The sequence below is a fragment of the Mitsuaria sp. RG genome (genome assembly GCF_028369275.1).
Lineage (GTDB): Bacteria > Pseudomonadota > Gammaproteobacteria > Pseudomonadales > Pseudomonadaceae > Aquipseudomonas > Aquipseudomonas peradeniyensis.
This window is the reverse complement of record NZ_JAQMYQ010000009.1, coordinates 43,278-59,222: the sequence shown is the minus strand read 5'-3', so window position 1 is coordinate 59,222 and position 15,945 is coordinate 43,278. Positions and strand designations below refer to the sequence as shown.

Annotated in this window: 16 protein-coding genes and 1 pseudogene; 11 read left to right on the top strand and 6 right to left on the bottom strand. The window is 65.3% G+C overall.

Going from position 1 to position 15,945, the window contains the following annotated elements:
- Nucleotides 1–87: 87 nt before the first annotated feature.
- From POF53_RS07655 to POF53_RS07640, 4 genes are all read left to right on the top strand, one after another.
- The gene (locus POF53_RS07655; RefSeq protein WP_110738147.1) at nucleotides 88–1,398 is read left to right on the top strand and encodes a C4-dicarboxylate transporter DctA; all 1,311 of its coding nucleotides are present in this window, start codon (nucleotides 88–90) and stop codon (nucleotides 1,396–1,398) included.
- Nucleotides 1,399–1,468: 70 nt separating this feature from the next.
- Nucleotides 1,469–2,170, top strand: a complete 702-nt coding sequence (locus tag POF53_RS07650; protein WP_203647390.1) for a FadR/GntR family transcriptional regulator — start codon at nucleotides 1,469–1,471, stop codon at nucleotides 2,168–2,170.
- A 19-nt stretch (nucleotides 2,171–2,189) separates the two neighbouring features.
- On the top strand, nucleotides 2,190–2,870 hold the full coding sequence (locus POF53_RS07645; RefSeq protein ID WP_232855860.1) for a GntR family transcriptional regulator: 681 nt from the start codon (nucleotides 2,190–2,192) through the stop codon (nucleotides 2,868–2,870).
- A 259-nt stretch (nucleotides 2,871–3,129) separates the two neighbouring features.
- Nucleotides 3,130–4,158, top strand: a complete 1,029-nt coding sequence (locus tag POF53_RS07640) for a lectin MOA-related protein (RefSeq protein WP_203647391.1) — start codon at nucleotides 3,130–3,132, stop codon at nucleotides 4,156–4,158.
- Nucleotides 4,159–4,203: 45 nt separating this feature from the next.
- On the opposite strand, the pseudogene POF53_RS07635 reads toward POF53_RS07640, so the two are convergent.
- Nucleotides 4,204–4,371: pseudogene (locus POF53_RS07635) on the bottom strand (helix-turn-helix domain-containing protein); the annotation flags it as partial.
- Nucleotides 4,372–4,665: 294 nt separating this feature from the next.
- Between POF53_RS07635 and POF53_RS07630 the strand changes: the two are divergent.
- The gene (locus POF53_RS07630) at nucleotides 4,666–5,523 is read left to right on the top strand and encodes a lectin MOA-related protein (RefSeq protein WP_203647392.1); all 858 of its coding nucleotides are present in this window, start codon (nucleotides 4,666–4,668) and stop codon (nucleotides 5,521–5,523) included.
- Between the two features lie 6 nt (nucleotides 5,524–5,529).
- On the opposite strand, the gene POF53_RS07625 is transcribed toward POF53_RS07630, so the two are convergent.
- On the bottom strand, nucleotides 5,530–6,114 hold the full coding sequence (locus tag POF53_RS07625) for an isochorismatase family protein (RefSeq protein WP_232855859.1): 585 nt from the start codon (nucleotides 6,112–6,114) through the stop codon (nucleotides 5,530–5,532).
- Nucleotides 6,115–6,213: 99 nt separating this feature from the next.
- On the opposite strand from POF53_RS07625, the gene POF53_RS07620 reads away from it, so the two are divergent.
- Nucleotides 6,214–6,657 carry a GNAT family N-acetyltransferase gene (locus POF53_RS07620; RefSeq protein WP_203647394.1) on the top strand — a complete coding sequence of 148 codons (444 nt, stop codon included), beginning with the start codon at nucleotides 6,214–6,216 and terminating at the stop codon, nucleotides 6,655–6,657.
- Between the two features lie 172 nt (nucleotides 6,658–6,829).
- Nucleotides 6,830–7,825, top strand: coding sequence for a hypothetical protein (locus tag POF53_RS07615; RefSeq protein WP_498967091.1), 996 nt, complete (start codon nucleotides 6,830–6,832; stop codon nucleotides 7,823–7,825).
- A 125-nt stretch (nucleotides 7,826–7,950) separates the two neighbouring features.
- Here the strand turns inward: POF53_RS07615 and POF53_RS07610 are convergent, their stop codons facing one another.
- The gene (locus POF53_RS07610; protein WP_232855858.1) at nucleotides 7,951–8,379 is read right to left on the bottom strand and encodes a PACE efflux transporter; all 429 of its coding nucleotides are present in this window, start codon (nucleotides 8,377–8,379) and stop codon (nucleotides 7,951–7,953) included.
- Nucleotides 8,380–8,479: 100 nt separating this feature from the next.
- On the opposite strand from POF53_RS07610, the gene POF53_RS07605 reads away from it, so the two are divergent.
- Together POF53_RS07605 and mcpA are read left to right on the top strand one after the other, a co-directional pair.
- On the top strand, nucleotides 8,480–9,358 hold the full coding sequence (locus POF53_RS07605; protein ID WP_203647396.1) for a LysR family transcriptional regulator: 879 nt from the start codon (nucleotides 8,480–8,482) through the stop codon (nucleotides 9,356–9,358).
- Between the two features lie 150 nt (nucleotides 9,359–9,508).
- Nucleotides 9,509–11,395 carry a methyl-accepting chemotaxis protein McpA gene (gene mcpA / locus POF53_RS07600; protein ID WP_203647397.1) on the top strand — a complete coding sequence of 629 codons (1,887 nt, stop codon included), beginning with the start codon at nucleotides 9,509–9,511 and terminating at the stop codon, nucleotides 11,393–11,395.
- A 42-nt stretch (nucleotides 11,396–11,437) separates the two neighbouring features.
- Here mcpA and POF53_RS07595 read toward each other — a convergent pair whose 3' ends face one another.
- The 3 genes from POF53_RS07595 to POF53_RS07585 form a co-directional block, all read right to left on the bottom strand.
- Nucleotides 11,438–12,502 carry a YkvI family membrane protein gene (locus tag POF53_RS07595; RefSeq protein WP_267813842.1) on the bottom strand — a complete coding sequence of 355 codons (1,065 nt, stop codon included), beginning with the start codon at nucleotides 12,500–12,502 and terminating at the stop codon, nucleotides 11,438–11,440.
- 106 nt (nucleotides 12,503–12,608) lie between these two features.
- Nucleotides 12,609–12,989, bottom strand: coding sequence for a RidA family protein (locus POF53_RS07590; RefSeq protein ID WP_110738477.1), 381 nt, complete (start codon nucleotides 12,987–12,989; stop codon nucleotides 12,609–12,611).
- Nucleotides 12,990–13,001: 12 nt separating this feature from the next.
- Nucleotides 13,002–14,138: an NAD(P)/FAD-dependent oxidoreductase gene (locus tag POF53_RS07585; RefSeq protein ID WP_498967086.1), complete on the bottom strand. Its 1,137-nt coding sequence runs from the start codon at nucleotides 14,136–14,138 to the stop codon at nucleotides 13,002–13,004.
- Between the two features lie 113 nt (nucleotides 14,139–14,251).
- Between POF53_RS07585 and POF53_RS07580 the strand changes: the two genes are divergently transcribed.
- Nucleotides 14,252–14,854: a helix-turn-helix domain-containing protein gene (locus tag POF53_RS07580; protein ID WP_203647400.1), complete on the top strand. Its 603-nt coding sequence runs from the start codon at nucleotides 14,252–14,254 to the stop codon at nucleotides 14,852–14,854.
- Between the two features lie 262 nt (nucleotides 14,855–15,116).
- Nucleotides 15,117–15,902: a sulfite exporter TauE/SafE family protein gene (locus POF53_RS07575; RefSeq protein ID WP_050705024.1), complete on the top strand. Its 786-nt coding sequence runs from the start codon at nucleotides 15,117–15,119 to the stop codon at nucleotides 15,900–15,902.
- The last annotated feature ends 43 nt before the right edge of the window (nucleotides 15,903–15,945 follow it).

The window sequence follows — 15,945 nt, the reverse complement described above, 5'->3', positions numbered from 1 at the left end:
AAACCGGTAAGACCACAATAATTAAGTCCTGCGCTCTTTCGCTCCGTGTGGCTTGGGGGGCAAGGACACCGACCAGAGACTCCTCCCATGCTCAAATGGTGTTCGCGTTCGATCTTCCTCCAGGTTGTGCTCGGCCTTGCCCTCGGCATTGTCTGCGGCCTGAGCTTCCCCGACCTGTCCCTGCAACTCAAACCCCTGGGCGACGGCTTCATCAAGCTGATCAAGATGCTCATCGGCCTGATCGTGTTCTGCGTGGTGGTCAGCGGCATTTCCGGCGCCGGCGACCTGAAGAAGGTCGGGCGCATCGGCCTGAAATCGGTGATCTACTTCGAAGTGCTGACCACCCTGGCCCTGGTGATCGGCCTGGTGTTCGCCTTCTCCACCGGCATCGGCAGCGGCGCCAACATCCACCTCGACCAGCTGTCCAGTGCCGACGCCGGCGCCCTGGCCGAGCGCGGTGCGCACATCCACGGCACCACCACCTTCCTCATGGACCTGATCCCCACCTCGGTGGTGGGCGCCTTCGCCGACAACAACATCCTCCAGGTACTGCTGTTCTCGGTGCTGTTCGGCAGCGCGCTGAACCTGGTGGGTGAGTCGGCCTCGGGCATTTCGCGGCTGATCAACGAACTCAGCCACGTGATCTTCCGCATCATGGGCATGATCGTGCGCCTGGCGCCGATCGGCGTGTTCGGCGCCATCGCCTTCACCACCAGCAAGTACGGCCTGAGCTCGCTGCAGCACCTGGGTGGCCTGGTGGCGCTGTTCTACCTGACCTGCGCCGGCTTCGTGCTGATCATCCTCGGCACGGTGATGCGCCTGTCGGGCCTGAGGCTGCTGCCGCTCATCAAGTACCTGCGCGAGGAGCTGTCCATCGTCCTCGGCACCGCCTCCTCCGACGCCGTGCTGCCCCAGGTGATGCGCAAGCTCGAGCACCTGGGCATCGGCAGTTCCACCGTCGGCCTGGTGATCCCCACCGGCTACTCGTTCAACCTCGATGGCTTCTCCATCTACCTGACCCTGGCCATCGTGTTCATCGCCAACGCCACCGGCACGCCACTGGCGATGACCGACCTGCTGACCATTCTTCTGGTGTCGCTGGTGACTTCCAAGGGTGCCCACGGCATCCCAGGCTCGGCCCTGGTGATTCTCGCCGCCACCCTCACCGCGGTACCGGCGATCCCGGTAGTAGGCCTGGTGCTGGTACTGGCCGTGGACTGGTTCATGGGCATCGGCCGGGCGCTGACCAACCTGATCGGCAACTGCGTCGCCACCGTGGCCATCGCCCGCTGGGAAAAGGACATCGACCTGGAACGCGCCCACAACGTGCTGGCCAACAAGCCTGGCTTTGCCCCGATCACCCGCAAGCAGGGCCAACCTCATCAACAGGAATTCTAAGCCCAAGGCCGCCGGCGCCCAGCGCCGGCCGGCCAAGCGCAAAGATGCCGCGTCAACCAAGGAGCGAACCGTGATCAGCTCTTCGACCGTAGTCAATTCAGTGGTGGAGAAACTCCGCCAGGCCCTGGCCCGCGGTCAGTGGCGCAGCGGCGACATGCTGCCCGGCCAGCGCGAGCTGGCCGAACAACTGGGGATCAGCCGACCGAGCCTGCGCGAGGCGGTGATCGTCCTGGAAACCCTGGGCCTGGTGCGCTCGATGCCCGGCAAGGGCGTGCTGGTGCTGGATGCCGACGCCGCCCAGTCACAGGAAGCGGACACCGTCGCCGAGGCCAGCCTGGCCGATGTGCTCGAGCTGCGCTACACCCTCGAACCCTTCATCGCCGGGCTGGTGGCGCAATCGGCCGGCAGCCAGGACATCGGCCAGCTGCGCCTGACCCTGATGGACATGCGCGAAGCCCTCGATGCCGGTGACAGCGAGGCCGGCATCAACGCCTACATCGCCTTCCATGAGGCGCTGTTCGCCCTGACCACCAACCCGATCTTCCAGAGCGTGGTGCAGCAGACCGGCAATGCCCTCAAGCAGAGCGCCGCCATGCTGCGCAACTCGCCCGAGCACCTGGCTGCGCGCCTGAGCGAGAACGAAGCGGTGGTGCGCGCGATCCGCGAGCGCAACAGCGCCAAGGCCAGCCAGCAGATGCGCCAGCACATCCTTGCCGAGGGCCAGCGCATGGGCATCGCCCTGAACATCCCGGACGACCAACCAGGCACCTGAATAAAGAAGGAGAGCGACCATGACCGCCTGCGCCCAAGCCGCCCCCCGCCTGCCTACCCTGCTCGGTGCCGGCGAGACCCGCCTGTCGGCGGAACAGATCTACCCCCGGCTGTTCGACGCCATCCTCGAACAGCGCCTGCCCCCCGGCAGCGCCCTGCCCGAGCAGGCGCTGGGCAATGCCTTCGGCGTCAGCCGCACGGTGATCCGCCGGGTGCTCGGGCGCCTGTCCGACCAGCAGGTGGTGGTGCAGCGCCCCAGCCATACCGCGCACCTGGCCGCGCCCGACCCCGAGCAGGCGCGCCAGGTGCTCAGCGCCCGGCGCCTGGCCGAAACCACGCTGATCGGCCTGGCCACCCAGCGCGCCCGACCGGCGCAGATCCGCCAACTGCGCCAACTGGTCGAGCGCGAGCGCCAGCACCATGAGCGCGGCGAACGCTGCACGGCGATCCGCCTGGGCGGCGAGTTCCACATGAAGCTGGCGCAGATGGCCGCCAACGCACCGCTGGCGCGCTTCCTCAACGGCCTGGTGCCGATGACCTCGCTGATCATCGCCCGTTACGAGTCACCATGCTGCGAGCACTGTGCGTGGCAGGAGCACGCGGCGATCATCGATGCGGTGGAAAGCGGCGACGGCCAGGCCGCGCTGGCGCTTATGCAAGAACATCTGGATCGCTTGCAAGCCAAACTGGAGTTGGACTGATCTGAGCGGAAACCTTACCGGCTGATGCTACCGGGTGAGTTTCAGGAAACTCGATGCCATCCCTGACATCCCGTCAGGGCTGCCATCAGAAGGTTTTATGACCAATACCCCATTCCACGACCCTGACATGATCGATTTGCCAGATCATGACGCCCCTCCCTCTCCCGTATCGACCCCAGGCATAGACTCACCGCAAGCCCCCTTGTCGCGGGAGGCACTTGCCAGCTCGAACACGGTGCACAGCCCTCACAAAACAACCATGAACCCACTTGACAGGATCGCCCATCAGAGCCACAACAACCTTGCTTTGCCGCTGCGCAGCCCTGTCGACGATCTGGGCGCTTCATTTGCCCGTTGGGAGGCAACCGCCATGGCCGACCCACAGGATCAGCACGCCCACCCCGTTCCTGCACCCGCGCCAGGCAGGGGTTTACTGAGCCCACCCCTGCCTCTCGATGCATTGGCCAGTGATGCGTCCTATGTACTGATGGACGAACGGGGGCGCGTCCTGTGCGCCCAACAACAAGGTGGGTGGGACTGGGCTTTTCTGGGTGACTTCAACGCCTACCATTCGGATGTGCTGTACTTTTCCGTCTCGACTTCACGCATCGGCAACCAGACTGTCCTGAAGACCACGAGCAAAAACAAACACTGGAACTTCCATGTCAATCACAACGACTGGATTTTCGCCTCCGCCCAACGCTGGCCTGGCTACCCCATGCTCGAATTGCACTTTGCCAACCTGCGGCATGATTCGAACCAGTTCACCCTGGCGTTCAATATCGGAGCAGAACATCGCGCCCTGGCCGCCGAGGGAGGCGCGTGGAATTACCTGCGCGTCGCCAGGCCAGACCACGCCACACGCTTTACCCTACACCGCTATTATGTGCCGGGGCGAGGGCTGGCGGACCTGATCGCTGAAACCTGGCCTGGCGTGAGTACTGACTTGATCCATGAGACTGACAGGCCTTATCTGGGCATTTCTGCGCACCACGCCGAACAGATCTGGAATGATTCGAAGCTTGGCCGCTACCAATGGCGTGAAGGGAGCTTCGATAGCGACGATTTCGCCTTCATCTACAAGGCTCAGGCCTCGCTGGACGCCTATCATGGCAATCTTCCCCATCCCTACGCGATAGGCTGGGTTACCGGTGCCAATGCCGCACACAGGTACACAGCGAACCTGTTCATGGACCTGAATGGCAGGCTCAATACACTCGACCCACAGACCGGCGAAATCGCAGCTGCGGCCAGTTGGGCTTTCGCACCGACCAGAATCCTGATCTGACCGGGGCGCACCGGCGGCGTATGACGCTTGCAGCACTCGGTAGGGTCACCCGAAATGCATCTCGAAGGCCCGGCGCGGTTTCGGCATTGGCGAATCCGCACCACGCCGCCACCTGCTTGGGCGACTCCTCCAGACATCCACTCGCGGCATTCAACGCGCCAGCTCCATCCAGGCCGCCGGGGTCATGCCCACGTCGGCCTGGAACAGCCGAGCTCACGCCGATCCGCAACGGTGCGCATTGTATTCGCGCACCTGGATCGCCTGGAGGACAGGCTGGAACTGGACAGGCCCAAGGGAAACCGTGCCGTATGATCAAGCGGCGGGATCCGCGCGAGACTCCCGGGCATCCCGGCATCCCGTCGGGCTTGTCCTGCCGAAGGTGCCATGAACACTACTGCAACCATTCCAACATCAGCCAGCCATTCGCTCGATAGCGTTCCCACGACCCCGCCAGAGGCCGCGCCCGCGCCAAGACCAAGCCCGGCGGGTGGCGAACTCAGCGCGGCAATGTCGCTGGACACACTGGCCAGTGACGAGTCGTATGTACTGTTCGACGAACTTGGGCGGGTCCTGTGTGCCCAGCAGCAAGGATCCTGGGGCTGGGCCTACCTGGGCGATTTCGACACCTACAACTCGGATGTGCTCTACATCGCCGTATCGGCCGCAGGCGGTGGGCGCCTTGCCACGCTGGACGTCTCGGCGAACGATCGCCCCTGGAGCCTTTACGCCAATGGCCCCATCGGCAGGGACCCTTGGTTGTTCGCCTCCGGCCAAGGCTGGCCAGGTTACCCGCGGATCAACCTGTGCCCCGTAAGCAACGGCAACAACGCCCAGCAATTCACCCTGCAGGTCGAAATCGACGGCGAGCGCAAAGCCTTCAAGGCCGGCAGCAGCACCTGGGACTGGCTGTACCTGGCAAGCCCCGCAAAGGAACCCACGCGCTTCACCCTGCATCGTTACCATATCACCGGCCAACGCCTGTTCGACCTCATCAAGACGACCTGGCCGAGCGTTGCCGCCGACGCACTTTGTGAAGCCGACAGTGCCTACCAGGCCATCTCGTCACACCACGCCAGGCAGATCTGGCAGGACGCGGGCCTTGGCCGCTGCCGCTGGCGCAGCGAAAGCTTCGACTGCGACGACTTTGCCTTTGTCTACAAGGGCCAGGCCTCGCTCGACGCCTACCACGGCAATGCAACCTACCCCTACGCCGTGGGCTGGATCGCTGGCGCATGCGGCAACGAGGCGCACGCGGTGAACCTGTTCCTGGACCTGGATGGCCATCTCAAGACCCTGGAGCCGCAAACCGGCGAAATCATGCTGGCGCAAGACTGGCCCTATGCGCCGTACCAGGTACTGATCTGAGACCTGTCACTTTTCACCTGCTGCATCGACCGAGCTGAACGCCACCGAGTCGACGCCAGGCAGGATCGACACTTCGTCCCCCAACGACCATTCCGCCACCCGCGCCGCCAGGGCGGCGGGCACACCCGGCGAGCCGCCTGGGCCGGGCGGCACGTCGTAGGTGGCGTGGGCGTCGTGCGCCAGCAACACCTCGAAGCCCCGTTGCAGCGCGGCGCGGGCGGTGGCGGCCAGGCACATTTCCGAGAGCAGGCCGCACAAGGCCAGGCACTGGACTCCCAGCTCATCCAGCAAGGCCTGCAACCCGGTCTCGACAAAGCCATCGTCCTCGGTCTTGAACAGCACGTGCTCGCCACGGGCCGCCGGGAAATACAATTGCCAGCCGGCCGTGTGCGGGGCGTCCGGGGTATCGGGGGCGCCGTCGTTCTGCAGGAAGATCACCGGCACGCCGGCCTGCCGCGCACGTGCCAGCAAGCGGGCGATGCTCGTCTGCAGGGCGAGATGAGCGGGAACGGCGTCGGGCCCTTCCATGAACGCGCATTGCACGTCCACCAGCAACAGGGCCTCGGCCTGGGGGATCGGTTCAGCGGGCATGCGACGCTCCAGTGCGAGAGATGAAAGGCCGAGCATAGCGCAGCCCCAGGGAGCGCCGTACCATGACCGCCGATTCATCACAGGGTCTTGGAGGCCAATATGAAGCACGCTATCGCGCCAGTGGGCGCGGAACATTTCGATCGGCTGGCCGATCTGTGGGAGGCCTCGGTACGGGCGACCCATGACTTTCTTCCCGATGGCTATATCGAGCGTCTGCGCCCGCTGGTGCGCGAGCAGTACCTGGGGTTTGTCGAACTGCGCGCCTGGCGGGACAGTGAAGGCCATATCCAAGGGTTTGCCGGGGTGCATGACGGCAAGCTGGAAATGCTCTTCATCGACCCCGCCTGCCGTGGCCAGGGCATCGGCAAGGCGCTGCTGGCCGGCGTGGTCGAGGAACTGGGCGTGCGTGAGGTGGACGTCAATGAACAGAACCCACAAGCGGTGGGGTTCTACCTGAAGCAGGGGTTTATCCAGGTGGGCCGCTCGGAGGTGGATGGCCAGGGCGATCCGTATCCGTTACTGCACTTGAAGCTGGAGGGGTGAACATGTTTATCAAGCCTGCAAAGGGGGCCGCTCTGCGGCCCATCGCGGGACGAGCCCGCTCCTACAGGTATTGTGCAGTACCTGTAGGAGCGGGCTTGCCCCGCGATGGGGCCCGCAAGACAAACCTATACTTCGGATAACCACCCAGCCTCTCGCCAAGGGGGCAATCCGCGTGAAATCAATCCTTGCGATGTTTGCGCTCTGCCTCCTGCTGGCCCTCGCCGGTTGCGCCGGCAAACGCCCCCCGGCCCCGCCGCCACCGCAGAACCTGCCCCCCGCCGTCTGGCAACGCATCGACCAGGACATCATCGAAGCCTCGGTCGCCGCCGCAGGCTCTGCCAACGACTACGCACGGCGTTCCATGCGCGTGTGGAAGGAGCAGGTGCAGCAACGCACCGAGAACGATTTCATCCCCTGGTTCACCGGCTACTGGACCCAGCAATGGCTCACGCTCAAGGTGGCCTGGTACACGATGAACAGCGGCAATGGCAACGAGCCGCCGGAAAAGCGCCTGGGCCTGTACCTGCAGGAGCAGTACCGCGAACGCGTGATCGACCCGGTGGCCGAGCAGATCAACCCCGAGGGCATCCGCGACCGCGCAAGCGAGCTGTACCTGCAACTGCTCGGCCAACAGCTGCCGGCGATCATCCAACGCTACAACGCGCCGCCCGAGCAGTTCAGCCAGCGCCTGAACCACATCCCGATCATCGCCCTGGGGCCGCCGGATGCACGCAACGCCTCGCTCTACCAGTTGCTGCGGGCCAAGTCGCTGGACCAGCAACCGGCCTGGCAATCCCTGCGCCAGCACCTGCACCAGCAGGCCGCCAAGGCCCCCGGGCAGACCGATGCCGGGCTATCGTCAGTGGCTACCCAGGCCAGCGAGAAACTCGGCGCCACCCTGGCCCCGCGTGGCGCCGCCAGCGCGATCGCGGCGGCAGTGGGCAAGGCGGCAGGAGCGCTGATCTCGGTGGCGGCAACCGGCTACGGCATCATCACCCATGACCGCGAGCAGCCGCAGATGGTCGAGCAACTACGGGTGATCCTCAATGTGGCGCTGAACCAGGAATGGCAAGAGCTGATGGAGAACCGCCAGAGCGGGGCCATGGCTGGGGTGTATTACTTGTCGGGGCAGGTGGAGGACAGTTTGCTGGGCTATCGAGCGCCGTGATCTGTAGGAGCGGCCTTGTGCCGCGAAAGGGCTGCGGAGCAGCCCCTGGATTTCAGCATTTATACATAGATCGCCGGGGCTGCTGTGCAGCCCTTTCGCGGCACAAGGCCGCTCCTACAGAAGGCTCAGGCCGGCGCCATTGCCGAGGTCGGCAAGCCGAAGATCCGGTCGAACGCCCAGTTGTAGACGAACGTGTAGCACGGCACCAGGATGATGAACGCCAGGTCCACCAGCAACGCCTCCAGCAGGGTCATGTCCAGCCACCAGGCGATCAGCGGGATCAGGTACACCACCAGGGTCAGCTGGAAGCCGATTGCATGCGCCACCCGACGGCCCAGGCTGCGGCCGCGCTTGGCCTGGCGGCTCTCCCAACGCTCGAACAAGGTGTTGTAGATGAGGTTCCAGACCATGGCGATGGTGGTGATCATCACCGCCAGGGGGCCGGTGTGCGAGGCCTGGGTGTCGGACAGGTAGGCCAGGCCCAGGGTCGACATGCACAGGCCGATCAGTTCATAGAAGGTCACGTAGACCAGTTTGCGTTTGATTCCTTGCACAAAGTTACCTTGCTGCGGGGATGACGAAGACGCGCAGAATGAATCAATAAACTTGACAGAAAAAGTCGGCAGCCTTCAGATTTACTGAAAGGAGACTGCCATGAACTTTTCCAGCGACACCATCCTGCTGTTTCTCGCCGTGCTCGACCGCGGCTCGTTTTCCGCCGCCGCGCGGGCCCTCGGGCGGGTACCCTCGGCGGTGAGCATGGCCATCGGCAACCTCGAGGCGGAGCTCGGCTACCCGTTGTTCGAGCGCGGCTCGCGCGAGGCGCGCCCGACCGCCCAGGCCCAGGCCCTGGAACCCCATGCCCGGCTGATCGCCGAACAGCTCGGGCTGCTGGAAGTGCACGCACTGGAACTGTCGCGCGGGCTGGAGAGCAGCCTGGCCATCGCCGTGGTCCCGGATATCGACCAGCGCCCGTTGCTCAACGCCATTACCCGCCTTGGCGAGCGCCATCCGCTGCTGGACATCGAACTGCTCGCCGCGCCCCAGGAGGAGGCCCTGCAATTGCTCGACAGCGGTCGCGCCGGCCTGTGCCTGGCCTTCGCCGGGTTGCAGGTGGACCCACGGCGCAGCTTCCAGCACATCGCCATGGAGTCGCTGGTGGCCACGCTGTCGCCGCAGCATCCTGCCCTGCGCGAAGGGCGTATCCGCCACCTTGAAGACCTGGTCAACCTGCGCCAGATCCTGGTGCGCAGCCGCGACCTGCCGCTGTCCGACCCGCGCTCGCTGATCGGCACCTCGCACTGGCGCACCGACAGCCTGGATCTTGCCGTGCAGATGGTCGAGGCGGGCCTGGGATGGGGCGACCTGCCACTGTCGCGGGTCGCGCCGCTGATCGACGCCGGGCGCCTGGTACGCCTGGAATTCCACAACACCCGCAACGAACTGCAACTGCCGGTCAATGCCTTCTGGCTGAAGCAGCAACCCCTCGGCCAGGCGGCCAGGGCGCTGGTGAGCCTGTTGGCTTCGAAATGATTTGTCACTCTGTTAGGGCAATTGCGCCAAGCACTGCGACATTTAGTCTTTCAACATTTTTCAGATTCGGCCGATAGCGTTGCAACAGGCTCCGCCATTCGTGCCACAAGCACGCGGCGCCCTCCTTTCACTGGCTCAAGGTCTCGAAACATGAACCTGAAATTCCGCCACAAGATCCTGCTCAGTGCCTGCGCCGTCGTCGTACTGGCCTTTGCGCTGTTCACCCTCTACAACGACTACCTGCAACGCAACACCATCCGCCAGAACATCGAGTCCTCGGTGCGCCAGGCCGGCGCGCAGACCGCCAGCAGCGTGCAGAACTGGATGAGCGGACGCATCCTGGTGCTGGAGAACCTGGCCCAGGACATCGCCCAGCAGGGTGCCGGCAGCAACGTGCCGGGCCTGGTCGACCAACCGTCGTACACCAGCAACTTCCAGTTCACCTACTTCGGCCAGAACACCGGCCTGTTCACCCAGCGCCCCGACGCCAAGATGCCCGATGGCTACGACCCGCGTCAGCGCCCCTGGTACACCCAGGCCGTGGCCGCCAACCAGACCATGCTGACCCCGCCCTACATGGCGGCGGTAGGTGGCCTGGTGGTGACCATCGCCATGCCGGTCAAGGCCAAGGGTAGCGGCGAGCTGATCGGTGTGGTCGGCGGTGACCTGAGCCTGAACACCCTGGTCGACATCATCAACGCCGTCGACTTCGGCGGTATCGGCCACGCCTTCCTGGTCGACCGCAATGGCCAGGTGATCGTCAGCCCGGACAAGGACCGGGTGATGAAGAACCTCAAGGACATCTACCCGGGCTCGCCGCTGCGCGTGGAAACCGGCATCCAGGAAGTGAGCCTCGATGGCAAGGAGCGCATCATCTCCTTCGCCCCGGTTGACGGCCTGCCGTCGGCGCAGTGGTACATCGGCCTGTCGATCGACAAAGAAAAAGCCTACGCCCCGCTGAGCCAGTTCCGCACTTCGGCCATCATCGCCATGCTCATCGCCGTGGCCGTCATCGCCGGCCTGCTGGGCCTGCTGATCCCGGTGCTGATGAGCCCGCTGACCACCATGGGCCGCGCCATGCAGGACATCGCCGAAGGCGAAGGCGACCTGACCCGCCGCCTGGCCGTGCAGCAGAAGGACGAATTCGGCGAGCTGGCCACCTCGTTCAACCGCTTCGTCGAGCGTATCCATGCCTCGATCAGCGAAGTGTCGTCGGCCACCCGCCTGGTGCATGACCTGTCGGAAAAAGTCGTGGGCGCCTCCAACGCCTCGCTCTCCGGCTCCGAAGAGCAGAGCATGCGCACCAACAGCGTCGCCGCCGCCATCAACGAGCTGGGCGCCGCCACCCAGGAGATCGCCCGCAACGCCGCCGATGCCTCGCAGCATGCCAGCGGCGCCAGCGAGCAGGCCAACGGTGGCCGCCAGGTGGTCGAAGAGGCCATCAGCGCCATGACCGCCCTGTCCGAGCGCATCAGCGAGTCCTGCGAGCAGATCGAGACCCTCAACGCCAGCACCGACGAGATCGGCAAGATCCTCGACGTGATCAAGGGCATCTCCCAGCAGACCAACCTGCTGGCGCTCAACGCCGCCATCGAGGCCGCCCGTGCCGGTGAAGCCGGCCGTGGCTTCGCCGTGGTCGCCGACGAAGTGCGCAACCTGGCCCACCGCACCCAGGAGTCGGCCGAAGAGATCCACCGCATGATCACCAGCCTGCAAGTTGGCTCGCGCGAGGCGGTGCACACCATGAACACCAGCCAGGTCTCCAGCGAAGAGACCGTGCAGGTGGCCAACGAGGCCGGCGAGCGCCTGGCCAGCGTCACCCAGCGCATCGGCGAGATCGACGGCATGAACCAGTCGGTGGCCACTGCCACCGAAGAGCAGACCGCCGTGGTCGAGAGCCTGAACCTGGATATCACCCAGATCAACGCGCTGAACCAGCAAGGGGTGGAGAACCTCAACGAAACCCTGCGCCACTGCGACGCCCTGAGCCAGCAGGCCGGGCGCCTGAAGCAACTGGTCGGCAGCTTCCGCATCTGACCTGCCGCCCGCTCCCGCATGCACTGCGGGAGCGGGCTTGCCTCAGGCCACCGCCACCTTCGCCCCCCTGCCCCGCCGCAACCACCCCACCAGCACCGCCGCCATCAGCACGAACCCCAGGTAGCCGAACAGCGGATACACCTGTCCTACCAGGCTGATGAACCCCACCAGGCTGCAGACGAACCCCACCCCACCGGCCACCACCGCCCCCCAGCGAAACTTCACCGTGCCCGCCGGCAGCAATCGCGACAGGAACGAGAACAGCGTCCCCACCGCCGTGTTGACGATCATCCCGAAGATGATCAGGCACATCACCAGCCCGAGCAGCGGCGACACCTCGCTGGCAATCGACAGCATCGGCATCGGCAGCGCGGCCACGCTGTCCAGGCGCGACAGCAGCCCCGCGCTCATCACCAGCATCAGCCCACCCAGCGCCGCGCCGCCCAGCAGGCCGCCGACCACGGCAACCCGTCCATTGCGTGCCGAGCCGCCGAGGATCGCCAGGATCGGCGCGCCGGCAACGATGTTGTAGGAGACATACAGGAACGCCCCAAGCAACCAGTGATGGGTGCCCGCCTCCTGCTGGCTGGCCACCTGGTCGAGCGCCGCGAAACTTAAGCTGCGGGTACACACCGCATACAGTGCGATGGCCGAGGCCACCAGGATCAGCAACGGGGTGATCGCGCCGATGGCCACCATCACCTTCTGCACATCCAGGCAGACGATGGCCACCACCAGCACGGTAACCAGCACGCTGCCGGCCAGCGCCGGAATGCCGAACTGTTGTTCAAGCAGTGCACCGCCACCGGCGAGCATGACCACGGTCACGCCGAACATGAAGAAGGTGATGAGCCAGTCGACCAGCACGCCCAGGTGCCGACCGCAGATGGCCTGGATCACCTCCTTGTGCGAGGTGGCCTTCAGGCGGTTGCCCAGCCCCGCCAGGGCCATGCCGAGAAACGTGAACAGCGCGGCGCTGACCAGCGCGCCGACCAGTCCCCAGACGCCGAAATCGACGAAGAACAACAGCAGTTCCCGCCCGGACGCAAAGCCCGCCCCCACGATCACGCCGACGAATGCGCCGGCGATCTTCAGCTGCTCTTGCATGTGCACCTCTGGTTTTTATTGTTGTGTCGGGTCGTTGCAGGGGTTGTTGTGGGAGCGGGCTTGCCCCGCGATGGCTGTATCGCGGGACAAGCCCGCTCCCACAGTGTCAGTTGTCCTGACCGATGTAGGCCTGCACCTCGATCTCCACATCCACCCCCAGCGCCAGTGCCGAGGCCACCGTCGAACGCACCGGCAGCGCCGCACCGAAGAACTCCTTGTAGACCTCGTTGAAGCCGGCGAAATGGCTCATGTCCGACAACCACACGGTGCACTTGACCACCTGGTCGAAGCGCGCGCCGCACGCCGCCAGGCTCTCGGCGATACGCTCGCAGGCCGCCCGGGTCTGCGCCTGGATATCGCCACGCACCACCTCGCCGCCCGGGCTCATCGGCACCTGCCCGGACAGGAACAGAAAGCCCCCGGCCTTCACCGCACGGGAGAAGGGAAACGGCAGGCTGCTGGGAAAACGCTGGATTTCATTGCTCATGGGATGCTCCATTCAGGGTTGGATGAAACGTGCCGGGGACAACCGTGCTGGCTCGACCCCCTGGCTGACAAGGCTGGCGCACAGCGGCAGGCCCAGCAACAGGTCGGCCGCCAGGCGCGAAGCCCCGGCGGCGGACTGGATACCGTAGCCGCCCTGGGCGGCCAGCCAGAAGAACGCGGGGGAAACCGGGTCGAAGCCGATCACCAGGTCGCCATCGGCGACGAACGATCGCAGCCCCGCCCAGCTGTGGCTGGGCCGGCGGATCTCGAGGGTGGTCATCGCCTCGATGTTGTAGATCCCCAGCGCCAGGTCCAGCTCTTCGGGCGCGGCGTCCTGCGGCTCGACCGGGTCGGCATTGGCGGGCGAGCCCAGCAGTTGGCCGGCGTCGGGCTTGAAGTAGAAGCTCTCGTCGACGCCGATCACTGCCGGCCAACGGGCGAAGTCGTGCTGCGCCGGGCCAGGAAAGGTGAACGCGCTGCGCCGGCACGGCTGCAGGCCGACCTTGCCGATCCCGCACTGCCCGGCCACCTGATCGGCCCAGGCGCCGGCGGCATTGACCAGTTGCCGTGCGCGCAGGCGGCTGCCGTCGGCCAGCTCGACATGCCACAGGTCATCCAGATAGTACGCCTGCACCAGCTCGGCATTGCAGCGCACCTCGCCACCGGCTTGGCGCAGGCCGCGCAGGAAGCCCTGATGCAGGGCGTGCACGTCGAGGTCCATCGCCCCGGTCTCGTGCACGGCGCCGGCCAGCAGTTCGCCGCGCAGGCTCGGCACCAGCTCGAGCGCCGCCGTGCTGTCGAGCAGGCTGACGGCGGTGCCGTTGGCCAGGTTCTGGGCGTAGGTGCTTTCAAGCAGATCGTGCTGCTCATAGCTGGCGACATACAGGCAGCCGCGGGGTTCGAGCAATGGATGCTCGCAGAAGCCCGCCGGCGGCTGCTCGTAGAACGCCCGGCTGGCGCGGGTCAGGGCCTGGATCTGCGGGGTGCCGTAGGCCTCCATGAACATCGCCGCCGAGCGCCCGGTGGCGTGATAGCCCGGCTGCGCCTCGCGTTCGAGCAGCAGCACCTGGCGCTGGCCGGCCAGTCGGTAACCCAGGGAGGAGCCAGCGATGCCGGCGCCAATGATCAGAATATCGTGGACCTGTCCCATGCACGCTCCTGCGGCGCTAATTATCATTTGTGAGAATTCTAATATATGAGAATTTAGAAATACGCAAGGCACCAAGGTAAGATGCCCGACCACAGCATAGCCCGAGAGCCCCGATGCCCGACGCCCCCACCACCCGCACCCCGCTCGACCGCAGTGAAGTCGGCGCGCGCCTGCGCCAGGTGCGCAAGGCCCGGCAGATGACACTCAAGCAGCTGTCGGCGCTCAGCGGCGTACCGCTGTCCACGCTGTCGAAAATGGAGCTGGCGCAGGTCTCGGTAAGCTACGAAAAACTGGCCGCCGCCGCCCGCGCCCTGAACCTGGACATCGCCCAGCTGTTTCGCGCCAGCGGCCCGGTGGGCGCGCCGCAGCCGGCCACCGTGGTAGTCGATTCGCTGGCGGCGGTGGCGGGTTATTCCACCGGCACCTACGACTACTACCCGATCGCCGGCGCCTTCCCCGAGCGACGCATGACCCCGGCCTATGCCCGCATCATCGCCCGTGAACGCGGCCAGTTCGACGATTTTATCCGCCATCCCGGCCAGGAATTCGCCATGGTCATCAGCGGACGCGTGCGCATCGAATTCGAGACCGGCGAGGCGGTCAGCATCGGGCCTCAGGAGACTGCGTATTTCGACAGCCAGGTGGGGCATATCTACCTGTCGGAGAGCGAGGATGGCGGCGATGCGCAGGTGATGGTGGTGATGACTGATCGCTGAAGCGCCTGGAGGTAACTCATCCCCCTGTAGGAGCGGCCTTGTGCCGCGAACGGGGCGCGGAGCGGCCCCAGGATTTCAGCGTTCAAGCAACAATCGCCAGGACCGCTGCGCAGCCCTTTCGCGGCACAAGGCCGCTCCTACACAAAGCCAGTGAATGAGCCGGGCCAGTTATAACCTAATAACGAACAAGTCTATTTGGCTATAAAAAAATCTATATGCTGGCATCCATCCGATCACGGGCAAGCTGGGCGTCGAGTAGCGTATGGATGTAGGTTCTTTCGGTTTCACCATTGCGGGACTGGTTGTGGGCTTCATCGTCGGCATGACCGGCGTCGGCGGCGGTTCGCTGATGACCCCGATCCTGCTGTGGTTCGGCATCAACCCGGCCACCGCCGTGGGCACCGACCTGCTCTACGCCGCCATCACCAAGGCCAGTGGCGTCTGGGTGCATGGCCGCAACAAGAACATCGACTGGAAGATCACCGGCTGGCTGAGCCTGGGCAGCGTCCCGGCCGCCGCGCTGACCCTGTGGTTCCTCAGCACCCTGCACGCCGACACCTCCGCGCTCAACGCCATCATCAAGCAAGGCCTGGCGGTGGTGCTGATCCTCACCGCCCTGGCGATCCTGTTCAAGTCGCGCCTGCAGGCCTTCGCCAGCAAGCATGCCGGCGATCACTACCACCTCAGCGACCGCACCCTGAACATCCTCACCGTGATCACCGGCGTGGTGCTGGGCGTGATGGTCACCCTCACCTCCATCGGCGCCGGCGCGCTGGGGACCGTGGCGCTGTTCCTGCTGTACCCGTTCCTGGTCACCCGCCGCCTGGTCGGCACCGAGATCGCCCACGCCGTGCCGCTGACCCTGGTGGCGGGCCTGGGGCATGCCGGCATGGGCAACATGGACTGGTCGCTCTTGGGCTACCTGCTGCTGGGTTCGCTGCCGGGGATCTACCTGGGCAGCCACCTGACCGGGCGTATCTCCGACCGTGTGCTGCGGCCTTGCCTGGCGACCATGCTGTTGCTGATCGGCTACAAGCTGGCGTTCTGAGCCGTCCCTCAGACCCTGTAGGAGCGGCCTTGTGCCGCGAAAG